Below are 17,782 nucleotides of genomic sequence, written 5' to 3'. Positions count from 1 at the left end.
CGCGCCCCCCCGGCCGTTCAGGCGAACGCCGCGTCGGCGATCAGCTCCAGCACCTCGGCCGGGCTGCGGCGGATGGTGAGCGTGGTGATGCCGGAATCCCGCCACAGCTTGAAGCGCTCCCGGATGCGTTCCGGCGGCCCCACCAGCCACTCCTCGTCCACGTAATCGTCGGGAACCGCGGCGGCGGCTTCCTCCTTGCGGCCGGCCAGGAACAGCTCCTGGATCCGCTCGGCGGCCTCCCCGTAGCCGCGCTTCACCATGGCTTCCTTGTGGAAGTTCTTGTCCTTGGCGCCCATGCCCCCGGCGTAGAGCGCGATGTGCGGCTTGGGCTCCTGCAGCGCCGCCTTCACGTCCGGGTTCACCTTGACCCCTACGGCGCCCTGGATGTCGAAGTCCTCGATGCGCCGGCCGTCGCTCCGTCGGGCGAGCCCCTCCTCGAGGAGCGCACGATACGGCTTCACCATCGACGGCACGAGGTGAAAGCCCAGCCAGCCGTCGGCGACTTCCCCGGTCATGCGCACGTTGAGCGGGGTGTCAGTGCCGAGGTAGACGGGGATGTCGCCGCTGTGGAGGATGCCCTTCAGCGGCTTGCCCAGACCGATGGCCCCCTCGCCTTGGTAGGGCAGGCTGATCTCCTTGCCCTCGTGGGACACCGGGCTTTCGCGGCGGAAGATCTTCTTCAGGATGGCGACCGTGTCGCGCAGGCGGGGATTGGGCTTGCCCCAGGGGCGGCCGTACCAGCCCTCCACGATCTGCGGCCCCGACACGCCGATGCCCACGATCATCCGGCCGCCGCCGGCCAGGGCGTCGATCGTCTGGGCGCACATCGCCAGGTTGGCGGGCGTGCGCGCGTCCAGCTGGGCGATCCCGGTGCCGAGCCGGATCTTGCGCGTATGCGCCGCGATGAACGCCAGTGGCGTCATCGCGTCGGCCCCGTAGGTCTCCGCCGTCCAGACCGAGTCGAACCCCAGGGCCTCGGCCTTCTGGATCAGCTCGATCGGCACGTTGAAGCGCGCATCCTGCGGCCCCAGTCCCAGCGCCAGTTTCATCCCTGTTCCCCTTTTAATTAGTATGATGAGTTATACGATACGGCGCGGCGCGGTTGAAGACGCCGCATTGGCGTGGGAGGGACCGATGAGCCGAAGCGTTCTGGAGGCCGTGCAGGACGGGGTGATGACCATCACGCTGAACCGTCCCGAGCGGCTGAACGCCATGAACGGCGAACTGATGGAGCAACTGCTCGAGGCCGTGCAGCGGGCCGCCGCCGACCCCAAGGTCGCTTGCGTCGTGCTGACGGGCGCCGGCCGCGGCTTCTGCTCCGGAGGCGACCTGAAGAACAAGGACGCGGAGATCGCCGCGGACGCCCTGTTGCCGCCGGAGCAGCGGAAGCGGCCGCAGACCATCGAGGCCAAGATCGCCAGGTTGCGGCGGCTGACGGAGGCGGCGCGCCTGCTGCACGACATGCCAAAGCCCACCGTCGCGATGATCAACGGCGCCTGTGCAGGGGCCGGACTGTCGCTGGCCGGAGCCTGCGACCTGCGGATCGCCGCTCAGTCAGCCGTGATCACGAGCGCCTTCGGCAAGGCCGGCCTGTCGGGGGACTTCGGCGGCAGCTGGTTCTGGTCGCGGATACTCGGGGCCGCGAAGGTTCGGGAGCTGTACCTGCTCTCGGAGCGGCGCACCGCGGCGGAGGCGCTGGCGTTCGGCCTGGTGCACCGTGTGGTTCCGGACGAGGAGCTGCTGACGCACGTGCAGGCCCTGACCCTGAGCATCGCCACGGGTCCGACGCACGCCTACGGCTTCATGAAGCGCAACCTGGCCGCGGCCGAGGATGGCGCCCTCGAGGAGGTGTTGGATCTGGAAGCGACCACCATGACCCTGTGCAGCTACGAGATCGAGGAGCGTCGCCTCTTGGAAGCGGCCCAGGCCGCGACGCGTGGCCCGCCTTCCTGAGGGCCGCGCCTTGTACGGTCTCGCGGAATGGGTATACGTAGTTAGCTAATAAAAAGAATTGGAGGCGCGACTGATCTCGTGGTCGCGGACAGGGATGAAGCTCGGCCTAGCGATCGGATATGGGGACAAGCCCAACTATACGCCGCCCGTGGAGCGGGTTCAGCTGGCCGAGCGGCTGGGCTTCCACTCGGTCTGGACAGCGGAGACCTACGGGGCCGACGCGATGACGCCGCTGGCGTACCTGGCGGCCCACACCAAGCGGATCAAGCTGGGCACCGGGATCGCCCAGCTGGACGCGCGCACGCCCGCCAACCTGGCGATGTGCGCCCAGACGATCGACGCCCTGGCCGGCGGCGGCCGGATGATCGTGGGCATCGGCGCGTCCGGACCGCAGATTGTCGAGGGCTGGTACGGCCGCCCCTGGGGCAAGCCCAATCCCCGCCTGCGCGACACGGCCGCCATCCTGAAGAAGATCTTCCGCCGCGAAGGCCCGGTGTCCCACGAGGGCAAGGAGATCAGCCTGCCCTACCAAGGAGAGGGGGGCATCGGTCTGGGCAAGCCGCTGAAGGGCATCCTCCACAGCGGCGACATCCCCGTCTACCTCGGCACCGATACCCCGCTCAACGTGCGCATGACCGCCGAGGTCGCCGACGGCTGGCTGGCGATGCACTTCGTGCCGGGCGACCTGAAGCGATACCGGCCCCTGCTGGAGGAGGGTTTCGCGCGCCGCACCGACGGCATGACCCTCGACAGGTTCGAGATCCGCGGCGCGATCGCCAACGTGGTCATCGCCGACGATGTGAAGGCGGCGCTGCAGCCGCTGAAGGCCCACGTCGCCCTGTTCGTCGGCGGCATGGGGGCCAAGGAGAAGAACTTCCACAAGGAGACGATGGTCAACCGCGGCTACGGCGAGGCCGCCGAGCGGATCCAGGAGCTGTTCCTGGCCGGGCGCAAGGAGGAAGCCGCCGCCGCCGTCCCCGACGACTACCTGGACGAGGAATCGCTGGTCGGCCCGCCGGAGCGCATACGCGAGCGGTGGGCGGCCTGGCGTGACTCGGGCCTGACCGGGATCACCTTCCGCAAGATGACCGACGAAGCGATCGAGCTGATCGCCAAGATCGCACGGGAGTAGCGCGTGGAGCCTTCGCAGACCCCCCAGGACAAGCTGCCGCTCAGCGGCGTTCGGGTGCTGGACCTCAGCCGGATGGTCGCTGCGCCCTGGGCGACCCAGATCCTCGGCGACCTGGGCGCGGAAGTGATCAAGGTGGAGCGGCCCGGGGTCGGCGACGACATGCGCGGCTACGGTCCGCCGTTCCTGAAGGACAGGGAAGGGCGCGACGATGACTCGCCCTATCACTTGGCGGTCAACCGCAACAAGAAGTCGATCACCGTCAATCTGGCCAGCCCGGAAGGACGCGAGCTGATCCGGGGCCTCGCGGCGGCCAGCGACGTCCTGGTCGAGAACTACAAGGTCGGCGACCTGAAGCGCCACGGGCTCGACTACGAGTCACTCGCGGCGCTGAATCCCAACCTCGTCTACTGCTCGGTGACCGGTTTCGGGCAGACGGGCCCCTATGCCCACCAGCCGGGTCTGGACAGCCTCTTCCAGGCCATGTCGGGGCTGATGAGCATAACGGGCGATCCCGACGTGCCGCCGCAGAAGGTGGGCGTGGCGATCTCTGACTTCACCGCCGGCATGTACGCCACGGTGGCGATCTTCGCCGCCCTCCGGCATCGAGACATGAATGGCGGCGGCGGCCAGCACATCGACATCTCCCTCCTGGACTGCCAGATGGCCGCGCTGTCGCACCGGGCGCAGACCTATCTGGTCTCGGGAGAGGTGCCCCAGCGCAACGGGGCCAGCACGCCGGGCAACCAGCCGGCGGGGCTCTACGCCGTGGCCGACGGCCAGATCATCTTGTCGGCGGGTTCCGAGACCCAGTTCGCCAACCTCGCCCGCGCGCTCGGCCGGCCGGAGATGGCCGCGGACGCCAGGTTCGCGACCCGGCAGGCGCGCGTGCAGAACGTCGCTGCGCTCACCCGCGAGATGGAGGAAGTGCTGGCCACCCGGCCGCGGCGGCGGTGGATCGAGCTGTTCCAGGCGGCCGGGGTCATGTGCGCGCCGATCAACACCATCGCGGACGCCTTCGAGGACCCGCAGGTGCGGCATCGCGGCATCGTGGTGAAGACCCCCCATCCCACGGCCGGCGAAACCCCGCTGATCGCGAGCCCGATCCGGCTGTCGAAGACGCCGGTCCGCCCCTTCGCCACGCCCCCGCGGCTTGGCCAGCATACCGAGGAGGTCCTCGGCGAGGTGCTGGGCATGGATGCGGGTGAGATCGAACAACTGCGGAGCAAGGGCGCGGTCTGACCGAGCGCCGCATCGACGGAGAGCAGAGCATGGATTTGACCCTCGGCGAAGAGTACGACGCCTTCCGGGAGGAGGTCCTGCAGTTCCTCGCCGAGGCCTGGCCGCCGCGCCAGCCCTCGGGAGATGAGGCCGCCGATGCGAAGGCGTTCCGGCGGCTCGCGACCGAGCGCGGGCTCCTCTACCGGCGGTTCCCGCGGGAGTACGGCGGCTCGGGCCAGGCGCCCGATCCCCTCAAGGACCGGATCGTCCGCGAGGAGTTCGCCAGGCGGGGCGCGCCCGGCGAACTCGCCGGCATTGGCCAGAAGATGCTCGCGCCGACGCTGCTCGCCCGCGGGGAGGAGTGGCAGAAGCGGCGCTTCATCGCCCCGACGCTCGCGGGCGATCTCGTGTGGTGCCAAGGCTACAGCGAGCCGGGCTCCGGCTCCGATCTGGCCTCGCTCAGGACCCGGGCCGTGCTCGACGGGGACGCATGGGTGATCGCGGGCCAGAAGATCTGGACCTCCGACGCCCGGGCCGCGGACTACATGTTCATCTTGGTGCGCACCGAGCCCGACGCGCCGAAACACGCGGGCATCTCCTACCTGCTGCTCGACATGAAGGCGCCGGGGATCACCATCCGGCCGCTGAAGCAGATGAACGGCGAGGCGCACTTCAACGAGGTGTTCTTCGACGAGGTGCGGACGCCCGCCGACTGGATCGTGGGCAAGAGGGGCGAGGGCTGGTCGGTCGCCCGCACGACGCTCTCGTTCGAGCGCGCCAGCGTCAACGCGCCGGAGGCGATGGACGATCTGCTGCGCCGCGTGAAGGACCAGGCCCGAACCGCCCGCCGGAACGGCCGCCCGCTGATCGAGGATCCGGTGTTCCGGGACGAGCTGGCCCGCGTGGAGGGCTACGCCATGGCCCACCGCTATTCGGTGCTGCGGCAGATGTCGATGGACACGGTGGGGCAGGATCCCGGGCTCGCCGGGCTCTGCAACAAGCTGGTCGGCACGGACGTCGGCCTCAAGATCGCGCGCCTCTTCCAGGAGGCGGCGGGCGACGCGGGCCTGCTGATGCCGGGCCCCGGCGTAACCCGGGACGACATGGATGCGATGTTCTGGATCATGCGCTCGATGTCGGTGACCATCGCCGGTGGGACCTCGAACATCCAACGCAACATCATCGCCGAGCGGGGCCTGGGCCTTCCTCGAGACCCGGGGAGCTGAGGGCATGAACTTCCACCTTTCCGACGAGCAGGCGGCGCTGCAGGACGCCGTCCGGCGCTTCGCCGCCGAGCAGGCCGAGGCCGGCGTGCGCCGGCGCGCATTCGAGAGCGAGGACGGGCTGGACCGCCCGTTCTGGGACGGGCTGGTGGCCCTCGGCGTCGGCGGCGTCGGGATCGCCGAGGAGTTCGGCGGGCTCGGCCTGGACTGGATCGACGTCGCGCTGGTGGCCGAGGCGCTGGGGTATGAGGCCGCGCCGGGGCCGTTCCTGGGTCACGTCGTGGCCGCTCTCGCCATCCAGCGGTTCGGAACCGAGCCCCAGAAGCAGGCGTGGCTGCCCCGCCTGGCTACGGGCGAGAAAATCGGCACGGTCGCCCTGGCGGAGGCGGGCGAGCGCTGGCGGCCCAAGGAGTGGAGCCTGGGCCTCGACGGCCACGGCCGCCTGTCCGGCGCCAAGGCGAACGTGCCCTACGCGGCCGTCGCCGACGTCCTCGTCGTCGGGCTGTCCGACGGCGGTCTGGCGCTGGTCGCGTCCGAGGCAGGCGGCCTCGCCTGCGAGCCGCTCGACGTCGCCGACCGCACCCGCCGGCTCTGGAACGTGACGTTCCGCGACGCGCGGGCCGAGCGCCTGCCGGCGGGCGACTGCGCTCTGCTGCGGGATGCGCTGTGTGTGCTGCTGGCGGCCGACGCCTTCGGCGGCGCGATGCGGGTGCTCCACATGACCGCCGAATACGCCAAGACGCGGGAACAGTTCGGTCAGGCGATCGCCCGCTTCCAGGGCGTGAAGCACCAACTCGCCAACCTCGCCGCCGAGATCGCCCCCTGCCAGGGTCTCTACTGGTATGCGGCCGTGGCCTTCGAGCAGGCCCCCGACGAGCGGGCCCAGGCCGCCGCCATGGCCAAGGCCCACCTGGGCGACCGCTTCATGGAGGCCGGGCGCACCGCGGTCGAGCTGCACGGCGGCATCGGCTACACCTGGGAGTACGACCTCCAGATCTGGGTGAAGCGGGCGATGTTCGACTTCGCCTTCGGCGGACCGCCGTCGCTCCACCGGGCGCGGGCGATGTCGCTTACCGCGCCGCGGGCCGAGCCGGACCGGCCGCCCCAGGACAAGGCCCGGGCTGAAGAGGTCCTCGCATGACGGTGGCCATCCTCGGCGGCGCCGGGAACCTCGGGTACGCGCTCGCGCGGCGGTGGGCGCTCGCCGGCCGCCACGTGTTCATCGGCTCGCGCGACGCGGAGAAGGCCCGCCAGGCGGCGGCCGAGCTCGGCGAGGAGGTGCGCCGCCGGGGCGCAGGCGGCGTCATCGAGGGCGCAGACAACCGGACCGCCGCGGCCCGCGGCGCGGTCGTGGTCCTGACCGTGCCCTTCGCCGCCCAGGCCGCCGTCATCGAGGAGGTCGGCCCCGAACTAGCCGGCAAGGTGCTCGTCGACACGACGGTGCCCCTCGTTCCGCCCCGCATGGCCCGCGTGCAGCTGCCGCCGGAAGGCTGCGCCGCCGCCATCGCGGCGCGGCTGGCCGGGGAGGGCGTCCGCGTCGTCTCGGCCTTCCACAATGTGCCCGCCGACCTGCTCCGCGGCGACGGAAACCTGGACTGCGACGTCCTCGTCTTCGGCGACGAGAAGGACGCCCGGGCCCAAGCGGTGGCGCTCGCCGAGGCGGCGGGCCTGCGCGCGTTCCATGCCGGGGCGTTGGCGAATTCCGCCGCCGCCGAGGCGCTCACGTCGGTGCTGATCTTCCTCAACAAGCACTACGGCGGCCACGCCGGGGTCCGCTTCACCGGTCTTGGAGGCGGCGAGGCGGGATGAGCCACGTCCTGGCCCTGTGCGGCGGCGTGGGAGGGGCGAAGCTGGCCTTCGGCCTCTCCCGGCTGCTCGGGCCGGACGAACTGACGATCGCGGTGAACACGGCCGACGACTTCGTGCACCTGGGCCTGCACATCGCGCCGGACCTCGACACCGTCGTCTACACGCTCGCGGACCTGGCGGACCGCGAGCGGGGCTGGGGCCTGGCGGGAGAGACCTGGGGCTTCATGTCCGCCCTCAGCCGCCTCGGTGGGGAGGACTGGTTCAACATGGGGGACCATGATCTCGCCACCCATGTCGAACGGACCCGCCGGCTCGCCGCGGGCGAGAGCCTCTCGGAAGCGACAGCCGCCCTGGCCGGCGCGCTCGGCGTCCTGCACCGGGTGACGCCTATGTCCGACGACCCGGTGCGGACCCGGCTGGCCACCGACCGGGGAGACCTGAGCTTCCAGCACTACTTCGTCCGTGAGCGCTGCGCGCCGCGGGTGGCGGCCATCCGGTTCGAGGGGACGCCGGGCGCGCGGATGTCCCCCGGCCTGGCCGGCGCGCTCGCGCGGGACGACCTGGCCGCCATCGTGTTCTGTCCTTCAAACCCTTATCTGAGCGTCGACCCCATCCTCGCCGTCGACGGCGTTCGGGCGGCGCTCTCCGGATGTCCTGTCCCGAAGGTGGCGGTCTCGCCGATCGTTGGCGGCCAAGCCATCAAGGGGCCGGCGGCAAAGCTCATGGCCGAGCTCGGCGCGCCGGACGGGAACGCCGGCGTGGCCGCCCACTACGCTGGCCTGATCGACGGCCTGGTCCTGGATCGCTCCGACGCGGCCGACACGAAGGCGGTCGAGGCGGTGGGGATGCGCGCGCGGCTCGCCCCCTCGGTGATGCGGAGCGACGTCGATCGTATCGAGCTCGCCCGGGCCACGCTCGCCTTCGCCGAGGAGCTGCGTCGTGGCTGAGGCGATCCTCGCGGTCCGGGGCGGCCTGGGGGCCAAGTCGCGGTTGGCGGCGGTCTTCAGCGACGCCGAGCGCGCGGCGCTCGTCGAGGCCATGCTGCTCGACATGCTCGACGCGCTTGCCGGGGCCGGGGCCGGGGCCGTCCGCCGCGTCTGGGTGGTCACGCCCACCGAGAGGTTGGAGCGGCTGGCGGCGGCCGCCGGCGCGCGGGTGATCCGCGAGCCGCGGCCTGCCGGCCTCAACGCTGCGTTCCGCTGCGGTCTGGCGGCGGCGGCCGAGGAGGCGCCCTACGCGGACATCGTGCTTCTTCCGGGCGATCTGCCGACATTGCGGGCGCAGGACGTCGACGCCGCGCTGCTGCTGCTGCGAACGCACGACCTGGTGCTCGCGCTCGCTTCCCGTGACGGGGGGACGGGCCTGCTGGCCGTCCGCGCAGGGGTCCCCTTCACGCCCCAGTTCGGCGCGCAGAGCTGCGCGCGCCACCGGCGGCAGGCCCGCGCGCGGGGGCTGTCCTGCGCGCTGGTGGAGGCCGGGTCGCTGGCCCTCGACCTCGATCGGCCCGAGGACGCGGTGGAGGTGGCGCGCGGGCCCTGCGGCCGGCGGACGGCCGAAGTCCTGAGCGATCTCAAGAGCCGCTGGAGAGCCCAATGAAGCAAGCGGACCTGCGGCGGCGGCTGATGCGGTCGCCGATCGAGGCGCTGACAGCGGAGAGCGGGGCCCGGCGGGACGCCGCCTTCGGCAGGACGCTGACCTATTCGCGCAAGGTGTTCGTCCCGCTGACCCAGCTCTGCCGGGACGTCTGCCACTACTGCACCTTCGCCAAGGCGCCCCGGGCGGCGCCTTCGGCCTACCTGGACCTCGACGAGGTGCTGGAGATCGCGCGCGCCGGCGCCCGGGCGGGCTGCAAGGAGGCGCTCTTCACCCTGGGCGACAAGCCTGAGCTCAGGTATCCGGCCGCCCGCAAGGCGCTCGATCGCCTGGGCTTCGCCTCCACCGTGGAATACCTCGCCTTCGCGGCGGGGCGGGTGCTCGAGGAGACCGGGCTGCTGCCCCACATCAACGCCGGCGTCCTCTCGGCGGAGGACTACGCCCGCCTGCGCCCGGTGTCGGCATCCATGGGGCTCATGCTGGAGAGCGCATCCGAGCGCCTGTGCCGGCGCGGCGGCCCCCACTTCGGCTCTCCGGACAAACATCCTGCCGTGCGTCTTGCGTCGATCTCGGCCGCAGGCGAGGCGCAGGTTCCGTTCACGAGCGGGCTGCTGATCGGGATCGGCGAAACGCGCGAGGAGCGGCTCGACGCCCTGTTTGAGCTTCAGGCGCTTCACGACCGCCACGGGCATCTGCAGGAAATCATCGTGCAGAACTTCCGGGCCAAGCCCGGCACCCGCATGGCCTCGGCGCCCGAGTCGCCGGCCGAGGAGCTGCTGTGGACGCTCGCCGCCGCCCGGCTGATCCTGCCCGAGACCGTCAGCGTTCAGGCCCCTCCGAACCTCAGTCCCGGCGCCGCCGCGGCGCTGATCCAGGCGGGCCTCGACGACTTCGGCGGAATCTCTCCCGTCACCATAGACCACGTGAACCCCGAGGCGCCCTGGCCCCAGATCGCCGCGCTGGAGGCGACCTGCGCCGAGGCCGGCCGCCGGCTGACGGAGCGGCTCACGGCCTATCCGCGCTTCGTGCGCGAGGCGGAGCGCTGGATGGAGCCGGGGGTTCGCCGGGCCGTCCTGCGGCTGTCGGACTCCGTGGGCCTCACGCGCGACGGCGCGTGGAGCCCGGGCGTAACGGGGAAGGCGCCCGGCGGCCCCGCCGACCCCCTCGGAACGGGCGTGCCGGCGCCGCCCCTGGTGCGGGACCGCGTCCTCGAGCGCTGCCTGCAGGCGGTCCGCGGCGGACGGGCGCCGGCCGAGGCGGACCTCGTCGGCCTGTTCGCCGCGCGTGGAGCCGAGGCCGCCGACATCGCGGCGGCGGCCGACGACCTGCGCCGGGAGACCTGCGGCGATGCGGTGAGCTACGTGGTCAACCGCAACATCAACTACACCAACATCTGCGCCTACAGCTGCTCGTTCTGCGCGTTCTCCAAGGCCTCGTCGAAGGCCGGGCATCGCGATCGGCCCTATGTGCTGGAGCTCCCGGAACTGGCGCGCCGCGCGCAGGAGGCATGGGACCGCGGGGCGACCGAAGTGTGCCTGCAGGGCGGCATTCATCCGCGCTTCACGGGCCGGACCTACCTCGACGTCGTGCGGGCGGTGAAGGAGGCCTGTCCCGGAATGCACGTCCACGCCTTCTCGCCCCTGGAGATCGCGCACGGGGCCGAGACCCTCGAGATTCCGGTCGGCGACTTCCTGCGGATGCTGAAGGACGAGGGCCTGGGGTCCCTACCGGGCACCGCCGCCGAAATCCTGCACGACGACGTCCGGCGCAGGATCTGTCCGGACAAGCTGACGACCGCCCAGTGGCTCGAGGTCGTGGAGACCGCCCACCGGATCGGCCTGCCGACCACCTCGACCATCATGTTCGGCCACGTCGAGACGCCCGAACACTGGGCCAGCCATCTCCTCGCCCTGCGTGACCTGCAGGCGCGCACCGGCGGGATCACGGAGTTCGTGCCCCTGCCGTTCGTGCACATGGAGGCACCGGTCTACCTGCGCGGCGAGGCGCGGCGGGGGCCGACCTGGCGCGAGAGCGTCCTGATGCATGCGGTCGGCCGGATCGCGCTGCACGGCCAGATCCGCAACGTGCAGGCGTCGTGGGTGAAGCTCGGGCTGGACGGCGCTTCTGCGCTGCTGGCGGCCGGCGTCAACGATCTCGGCGGGGTCCTGATGAACGAGTCGATCAGCCGGGCCGCCGGCGCCGCCCACGGCCAGGAACTGGGCGTCGGCGACCTCGAGGCCGCCATCCTCGCCGCCGGCCGCTGCCCGATCCGGCGGACGACGCTCTATGCCGACGCGGCCGTCTGCGCCCCAGCGGCGGCCTGAAGGGGCGCGGCGATGCGCCGGACGGGAGGTGCAGATGTCCGCTGAGCAGTCCGACGAGTTGCTCCTGGAACGACGCGGCCCCGTCCTCGTGGCGTTGCTGAACCGTCCTGCGAAGCGCAACGCTATCAACCGGGCGATTTCGGAGCGGCTGCTCGAGGCGGTGCGCCAGGTCGACGAGGACCCCGGGCTGAACGCCGGCGTCCTGGCGTCGTCCACGCCCGGGATGTTCTGCGCCGGCGCGGACCTCGCGGCCATGGCGGCGGGGGACCTCCTGCGCCCGGACGGAGACCCGCGCCCGAGCTTCACGCGGCAGCCGCGCAGGAAGCCCTGGATCGCGGCGGTCGCCGGCCCGGCCCTGGGCGGCGGCTTCGAGATGGCCCTGGCCTGCGAAATGATCGTGGCGGGCGAGAACACGACGTTCGGCTTGCCAGAGGCGCGGCGAGGCCTCCTGGCCGCAGGCGGTGGCGTATTCCGCGCCGTGCGGGCGCTGCCGCGGGCGATCGGCATGGAGCTGGTGCTCACGGGCCGGACGATGGACGCCGCCGAGGCGGGACGACTCGGCCTCGTCAACCGCGTCGCCCCAGACGCCGAGGTCCTCGAGCAGGCCGTCGACCTGGCGCAGGCCGTGGCCGCCTGCGCGCCGCTCGCGGTGCAGGAGAGCCTGGCCCTGGCGCGGCGGGCGACCGAGGCGCCGGAGACGGACCTCTGGCCGGAGGCCCGCGCGGCGCTGACGCGCCTCATGAGCGGCGCGGATGCGAAGGAGGGCATGCGCGCCTTCCTGGAACGGCGTGCGCCGGTCTGGAGGGGAGAGTGAGGGAGGAGCGTTCCGTGGGCATGCCGCTGGAAGGCGTCCGGGTCCTGGACCTGACGCGGGTGATCGCCGGGCCGCTCTGCACCCAGATGCTGGCGGAGTTGGGCGCCGACGTCGTGAAGGTCGAGAACCCCGAAGGCGGCGACGAGATGCGGGTGATCGGCCGCAACAAGCTGCTGCGGGACGGCGTCCCGGTGGAGGGGCAGACCACCGACTTCATCTCGGCCAATCGCGGCAAGCGGTCGGTGACGCTCGACCTGCGAACCGCTGAAGGGCAGGACCTAGTCCGCCGGCTGGCCGCCCGCTGCGACGTGTTCGTCGAGAACTACAAGGTGGGCGACCTGGCCCGCTACGGGCTCGACTACGAGAGCCTGCGCCAGCTCAACCCCGGCCTCGTCTACTGTTCGATCACCGGCTACGGCCAGACCGGCCCGATGGCGCGACAGCCGGGGTACGACAGCGTGTTCCAGGCGATGACCGGGATGATGTCGCTGTGCGGCGAGCCGGACGGCGAGCCGCAGCGCAACGCCGCGCCGCTGGTCGACCACGCCACCGGCCAAGCCGCGCTCGCCGCCATCCTGGCGGCCCTGTGGCATCGGCGCGTCAACGGGGGACCTGGACAGCACATCGACATCGCCCTGTTCGACGTCGGCGTCTCGGCGCTGACGGTGCGGACCCAGGAGTACTTGGTGACGGGCGCATCCCCGTCCCGCGCGGGCAACCGGGTCAAGGGCGCCGCGCCCGCCCGGCTGGTGGAGACCCGCGACGGCCGGATGACGCTGTCCGCCTTTCGGGAGGCCGATTTCCGCAAGCTCTGCGACGTCCTGGGCCGCCCCGACCTCAGCCGTGATCCGCGGTTCGAGACGAACGCCCTGCGCGCCGCGAACGAGGCCGAGCTCGACGCCGAACTGAACCGGCTGTTCGCCGCCGAATCCACGGCCGCATGGGTCGCCCGCCTGCAGGCGGCCAACATCGTCTGCGCCCCGCTCTATTCAGTCGGGGAGGCGCTGGAGTGCGACCATGCCAAGGCGCGCGGCGTCGTCTGCGACATGATCCGGCCCGACGGCCAGGGCATACGCCACGTCGCCACGCCGATGCGGTTCTCCGAGACCCCCATCGGGCCGGCCAAGGCGCCGCCCGACCTCGGCGAGCATACCGACGAGGTCCTCCGGGAATGGCTGGGCGCCTGAAGGCGCGCGCCGGCTCAGCCCTTCGGGGGGAGCGGGGCGATGAACAGGGTCTGGTGCGCGCGGCCGAAGGGTCCCGTCCGGTCGCTGACGACCGAGTTGACCAGGGCCACGCCGTTGCCGTCGGTGACCGTCTCACAGGCGATCAGCACCCATTCCCCCTCGGGCGCCCGCGTGAAGTGGACGGACAGGTCGACGTTCGCGAAGCTCCAGGCCTTGCGGTCCAGGACCGAGGACGGCGCGCTCGCGATGTCCGCCGCCATGACCGCCCGGGCGCAGCCGCCGAGCGCCTCGCCCGCCACAAGGTCGGCGTTGAACCGGGTCCAGTAGGCCCCGGGGCCGGGCTGCCGCGGATCGCCGCTGACCACCTGCGTCTCCATCGGATGGCCGCGTCCGAGCACGCTGGTGACCGGGACCGGGGGCAGGTCCTCGGGGAACGGCAGCGGCAGGGGCGGCTCGACCGCCGGGGGCGTCGGCTCCTCGCGCAGGCGCAGCGCGCGGGCGCGGGCCAGCACCACGTCGTCGACGACGATCTCGGACTCCAGCACCTGCATGCGCGCGGTCTCCCGAAGCACACGGGCGCGCGCCTCCACCGGCTGGAACGGCACGGGCCGCATGATGTCGACGGTCAGCCGCGCCGTGACCATCGGCGCGGGGACGGGAGTCGCCTCGATGGCGCGCGCCAGAAGCCCGCCGACGGCGACGCCGTTCTGATGACTGCGGTTCCAGGAGCCCGTCGCCGGCACAAGCGGTTCGAAGCGCCCCTCCCGTTGGACGTAGAAGGCCGCCCGGCTCAACGCACGACCTCCGTGACCGCGGCGGCCGGACGGGTGGGGGCCGCAGGCTGGGGCGCGATGAACAGCGTCTGGTGAGCGCGCGCGAAAGGCCCGCGCCGGTCGGCCAGGATTGAATCCACCAGGCCCACGCCGTTGCCGGCGCTCAGCGTCCGCGCGTCGATCAGCACCCACTCCGACTCGGGCGCGCGGGTGAAGTGGAGCACCAGATCGACATTGGCGAAGCTCCAGCGGCGGGAATCCACCTCCGACGAGACGGCGCTACCGATGTCGGCCACCATGGCGGCCCCCGCGGTCAGCGAGACCGGCGTCCCGGGAAACAGGTCCATGGCGGGCCGGCCCCAGGCCTGTCCCGGGCCGCTCTCGAGAAGGCCTCCGGAGAGGATGCGGGTCTCGAGCCCGCCACGCCGCCTGTCGCTGCGAACCAGGGGGCGGTCGGGCGCGTCTTCCGGCGGCGGATAGTCACCGGTCATCGGACTGGCGGGCGTCTCGGCCAGCCGAACGCGGACGGCCGAGGCGGCGGCGACCAGCGCGCCCTCGTGCTCGAGGCGGGCCTCGATATTCTGCATGTTCCGGCCGTCGCGAATGATCTCCGCCCGCCCGACCAGCGGTTGGAACGGCACCGGGCGGATGATGTCGATGGTCAGCCGCGTGAGCAGCATCGGGGACGGCGCGGGCGTCTCCTCGACCAGATGCGTCAGCAGCGCGCCGAGGGCCACCCCGCCCTGAAGCCGCCGGTCCCACGGGCTCATCGCCGCGGCCTCGGGCGAGAACCGCTCTCCGGTCCGACCGTACAAGTACTCACGCATGCCCGTCTCCTCGATCCGCTGGTCCGGTCCGATGACCAGTTGATTGCGGCTCAATTCGTTATATAAGTGAAACAGGTCATAGCAAACTCTCCGGAGAGTCCCCGTAATGAATCTGGCCCAGCTGGTCCGCGGCGTGCTGCAGTTGCAGCCGGACGCAGAGGCGATCGAACACGGCGGGAGCTGGTGGACATGGTCGGACCTGGAGCAGGTGATCGACCGCCTCGACGCCATGCTGAACGAGGCCGGGCTCGGCGCGGGCGTGCGGGTCGGCGGGCTGCTGCGGAACACCTCTTCGATCGCCGCGGGAATCATCGGGCTGGTGATCACCGATCGCTGCGTGGTCACGCTCACCCCGATGCTGCCGGACGAGCGGCTGAGCGCCGACATCCTGGCGCTGCGGCCCCCCGCCATCCTGGGCTGCGCCGAGGACTGGGCCCGGCCCGCCATCCTGGCGGCCGCCCGTGAGATCGGATGCCTGGGGCTCGAGCTGACCGGCGACCGATCCGATCCCGTGCGGCTGGTCCCCGGACTCGAGACGGTCGCTGGCTCGGATCTGCGCCGGGACGCCCCCGGAATCGCCGTCGAGATGCTCACCAGCGGGACGACCGGCGCGCCCAAGCGGGTGCCGCTGAAGGCCAGGACCCTGGAGCAGGCGGTGATCGACGCCGGGGTCTACGACAACCGCCGGCCCGACGATCCGCCGAAGCTGCGCGGCGGGGTGCAGATCCTGAATGCGCCGTTCGCGCACATCAGCGGGGTATTCGGCCTGTTCAACTGCGTGGCCGCGGGCCGCAAGTCCTGCCTGCTCGGCCGCTTCACCGTGGAAAGCTGGGTCGATGCCGTGCGCCGCCACCGGCCGAAGGTCGCCGGCGCTCCGCCGTCCGCCTTGCGGATGATCCTGGACGCCGACGTGCCGAAGGAGGATCTCAGCAGTCTTGTGGCCTTCCGGGCCGGCACCGCGCCCCTCGACCCGGACCTGGGCGACGCCTTCTTCGAACGCTACGGCATCCCGGTGCTGCAGAACTACGGCGCCACCGAGTTCGCCGGCGGCGTGGCCGGCTGGACGCTCGCCGACTTCAAGGCCCACCACAAGGACAAGCGCGGTTCGGTCGGGCGGATGAATCCGGGCTGCCATGCCCGCATCGTCGATCCCGAGACCGGCGAGATCCTGCCGTTCGGCACGGAAGGCCTGCTGGAGCTCAAGGCGGACCACCTGGGCGATGGCGACTGGTTCCGCACCACGGACCTGGCCGTGCTAGACCCGGACAACTTCCTCTGGATCAAGGGGCGCTTCGACAACGCCATCATCCGGGGCGGCTTCAAGGTGTTCCCCGACGACGTCGTGCGGGCCCTGGAGCAGCATCCGTCGATCCGTGAGGCGGCCGTCGTCGACGTCCCGGACCCGCGTCTCGGCCAGGTGCCTGTCGCGGCCTACATCGTGAAATCGGGGGCGTCCGCGCCCGCCGAGGAGGAGCTGCGCGCCTTCCTGCGCGAGCGCTTGCTGCCGTACCAGGTCCCGGCGCAGCTGAAGGCGCTCCAGGAGATGCCGCGCACGCCTTCGCTCAAGGTCAGCCAACCCGAACTCAGGAAGCTCTTCACCGGTCCGCTGGCCGCCTGAGCGGCCTCAGAGATCGGGATGCAATGGAAGCGAGGAAAAAGCCATGACGGACGCCGCACTGAAGGACAAGCCGCCATCCAACTACGGCGTGCTCACGGACGAGGGGATCGCCAAGCTGCGCCAGCGGGTCGGCATCCAGTACAACAAGCCCACGCCGCCGCATAACTACGAGGTGACCTGGGACGGTACGCGCCACTTCGCCTTCGGCTACGGCGACGACAACCCGCTGTGGTGCGACCCGGAATACGGCAAGAAGACCCGCTGGGGCGGGCTGATCGCGCCGCCCAACTTCCTCTACACTATGGGCGAGCCGGACTCCGCCCCCCTGACGGCGGAGCAGAAGCAGCTGCTGAAGGGCGACCCGCTGGTGGGGCTGGGCTCGTACCAAGCCGTCATGGAGTTCGAGTGGTGGCGTCCGCTGCGGCTGGCCGACCGGCTGAAGCAGCGGTCGGCGCTGATCGGCGTGCAGGTGAACGAGCGCAGCAGCTTCTCGGGGCGCACGGTCTCCGAGATCCAGGGCTACATCTACCGCAACCAGGACGACGAACTGCACGCGATCCAGCGCGGCACCTGGATGCGCGCCGAGCGTCACGCCTCCAAGGAGCGGAAGAAGGAATACGAGCTTCCGCAGCCCTACACGGCCGAGCAACTCGCCGAGATCGACGCCGCCTACGAGGCCGAGACCATCCGCGGCGCCAACACGCTCTACTTCGAGGACGTCAAGGAGGGGGAGGAGCTCCCCACCATCGTCCGCGGCCCGATGCGCACCAGCGACCTGATCATCTGGCACATCGGCTGGGGCATGCAGTTGACGCCGCCCGGCGCGTTCCGCCTGTCCTACAAGATCCGCAAGAAGGTCCCGGGCATGTACACGCCCAATCCCATGGGCGTGCCGGACACCGTCCAGCGCCTGCACTGGGAGAAGGAGTGGGCCAACGAGCTCGGCATTCCGGTGTCCTATGACTACGGCGGCCTGCGCGAGACTTTCCTCACCAACATCATCACCAACTGGATGGGTGACGACGGCTGGCTCTGGAAGCTGTCGTGCCAGCACCGGCGCTTCGTCTACACGGGCGACACCTACTGGATCAAAGGCCGGGTGCAGGAGAAGCGCCAGGTCGAGGGCCGCAACGAGGTGCACCTCGAGGTGTGGGTGGAGAACCAGTGGGGCACCACGGTGACCCCCGGCAAGGCCGTCGTCCTGCTGCCGACGCGCGACAAGGCGGTGGAACTGCCGCGGCCTGCCGAGGAGGACATCGACCGCATGTTCGCCCACGAGGTCTCGCGCCACGCGCAGTCCTAGTCTGACGA

At 71.3% G+C, this 17,782-nt stretch carries 16 protein-coding genes; 13 read left to right on the top strand and 3 right to left on the bottom strand.

The annotated features are described in order from the left end of the window. Positions 1-17: 17 nt before the first annotated feature. The gene (locus PHZ_RS14075) at positions 18-1,049 is read right to left on the bottom strand and encodes an LLM class F420-dependent oxidoreductase (RefSeq protein ID WP_012523092.1); all 1,032 of its coding nucleotides are present in this window, start codon (positions 1,047-1,049) and stop codon (positions 18-20) included. 85 nt (positions 1,050-1,134) lie between these two features. Here PHZ_RS14075 and PHZ_RS14070 point away from each other — a divergent pair, with 85 nt between their 5' ends. From PHZ_RS14070 to PHZ_RS14020, 11 genes are all read left to right on the top strand, one after another. Next, complete coding sequence (locus tag PHZ_RS14070) at positions 1,135-1,953, top strand: enoyl-CoA hydratase-related protein (RefSeq protein WP_012523091.1); 819 nt, start codon at positions 1,135-1,137, stop codon at positions 1,951-1,953. 94 nt (positions 1,954-2,047) lie between these two features. Then, positions 2,048-3,085, top strand: coding sequence for an LLM class F420-dependent oxidoreductase (locus tag PHZ_RS14065; protein WP_012523090.1), 1,038 nt, complete (start codon positions 2,048-2,050; stop codon positions 3,083-3,085). Positions 3,086-3,088: 3 nt separating this feature from the next. Next, entirely contained in the window at positions 3,089-4,324 is a 1,236-nt protein-coding gene (locus PHZ_RS14060; RefSeq protein WP_012523089.1) for a CaiB/BaiF CoA transferase family protein, read from the top strand. Between the two features lie 29 nt (positions 4,325-4,353). Then, a complete protein-coding gene (locus tag PHZ_RS14055; RefSeq protein WP_012523088.1) occupies positions 4,354-5,529 on the top strand; it encodes an acyl-CoA dehydrogenase family protein in 1,176 nt (391 codons plus the stop codon). Positions 5,530-5,533: 4 nt separating this feature from the next. Beyond that, positions 5,534-6,667 (top strand): acyl-CoA dehydrogenase family protein, encoded by a 1,134-nt coding sequence (locus PHZ_RS14050; RefSeq protein ID WP_012523087.1) that lies wholly within the window; start codon positions 5,534-5,536, stop codon positions 6,665-6,667. Then, positions 6,664-7,335, top strand: a complete 672-nt coding sequence (gene npdG, locus PHZ_RS14045) for an NADPH-dependent F420 reductase (RefSeq protein WP_012523086.1) — start codon at positions 6,664-6,666, stop codon at positions 7,333-7,335. Before PHZ_RS14050 ends, npdG begins: the two co-directional genes overlap by 4 nt. Then, positions 7,332-8,282 (top strand): 2-phospho-L-lactate transferase, encoded by a 951-nt coding sequence (gene cofD / locus PHZ_RS14040; RefSeq protein WP_012523085.1) that lies wholly within the window; start codon positions 7,332-7,334, stop codon positions 8,280-8,282. The genes npdG and cofD overlap by 4 nt, the downstream gene beginning before the upstream one ends. Beyond that, positions 8,275-8,931 (top strand): 2-phospho-L-lactate guanylyltransferase, encoded by a 657-nt coding sequence (gene cofC, locus PHZ_RS14035; RefSeq protein WP_012523084.1) that lies wholly within the window; start codon positions 8,275-8,277, stop codon positions 8,929-8,931. The genes cofD and cofC overlap by 8 nt, the downstream gene beginning before the upstream one ends. Next, entirely contained in the window at positions 8,928-11,252 is a 2,325-nt protein-coding gene (cofH, locus tag PHZ_RS14030; RefSeq protein ID WP_012523083.1) for a 5-amino-6-(D-ribitylamino)uracil--L-tyrosine 4-hydroxyphenyl transferase CofH, read from the top strand. Before cofC ends, cofH begins: the two co-directional genes overlap by 4 nt. Before the next feature lie 34 nt (positions 11,253-11,286). Then, positions 11,287-12,066, top strand: a complete 780-nt coding sequence (locus PHZ_RS14025) for an enoyl-CoA hydratase-related protein (protein WP_012523082.1) — start codon at positions 11,287-11,289, stop codon at positions 12,064-12,066. A gap of 20 nt (positions 12,067-12,086) precedes the next feature. Next, entirely contained in the window at positions 12,087-13,253 is a 1,167-nt protein-coding gene (locus PHZ_RS14020; RefSeq protein ID WP_049758260.1) for a CaiB/BaiF CoA transferase family protein, read from the top strand. 14 nt (positions 13,254-13,267) lie between these two features. On the opposite strand, the gene PHZ_RS14015 is transcribed toward PHZ_RS14020, so the two are convergent. Both PHZ_RS14015 and PHZ_RS14010 read right to left on the bottom strand, forming a co-directional pair. Then, positions 13,268-14,047, bottom strand: coding sequence for a thioesterase family protein (locus tag PHZ_RS14015; protein ID WP_012523080.1), 780 nt, complete (start codon positions 14,045-14,047; stop codon positions 13,268-13,270). Beyond that, complete coding sequence (locus PHZ_RS14010) at positions 14,044-14,853, bottom strand: thioesterase family protein (RefSeq protein ID WP_148216874.1); 810 nt, start codon at positions 14,851-14,853, stop codon at positions 14,044-14,046. Before PHZ_RS14010 ends, PHZ_RS14015 begins: the two co-directional genes overlap by 4 nt. A 106-nt stretch (positions 14,854-14,959) precedes the next feature. Between PHZ_RS14010 and PHZ_RS14005 the strand changes: the two genes are divergently transcribed. Both PHZ_RS14005 and PHZ_RS14000 read left to right on the top strand, forming a co-directional pair. Beyond that, positions 14,960-16,471, top strand: coding sequence for a class I adenylate-forming enzyme family protein (locus PHZ_RS14005; protein ID WP_012523078.1), 1,512 nt, complete (start codon positions 14,960-14,962; stop codon positions 16,469-16,471). 43 nt (positions 16,472-16,514) lie between these two features. Beyond that, positions 16,515-17,774 (top strand): FAS1-like dehydratase domain-containing protein, encoded by a 1,260-nt coding sequence (locus PHZ_RS14000; RefSeq protein ID WP_012523077.1) that lies wholly within the window; start codon positions 16,515-16,517, stop codon positions 17,772-17,774. The last annotated feature ends 8 nt before the right edge of the window (positions 17,775-17,782 follow it).

The sequence above is a fragment of the Phenylobacterium zucineum HLK1 genome, assembly GCF_000017265.1.
Classification (GTDB): domain Bacteria; phylum Pseudomonadota; class Alphaproteobacteria; order Caulobacterales; family Caulobacteraceae; genus Phenylobacterium; species Phenylobacterium zucineum.
The sequence above is the reverse complement of the archived record's forward strand: the minus strand, read 5'-3'. Positions and strand labels throughout refer to the sequence as shown.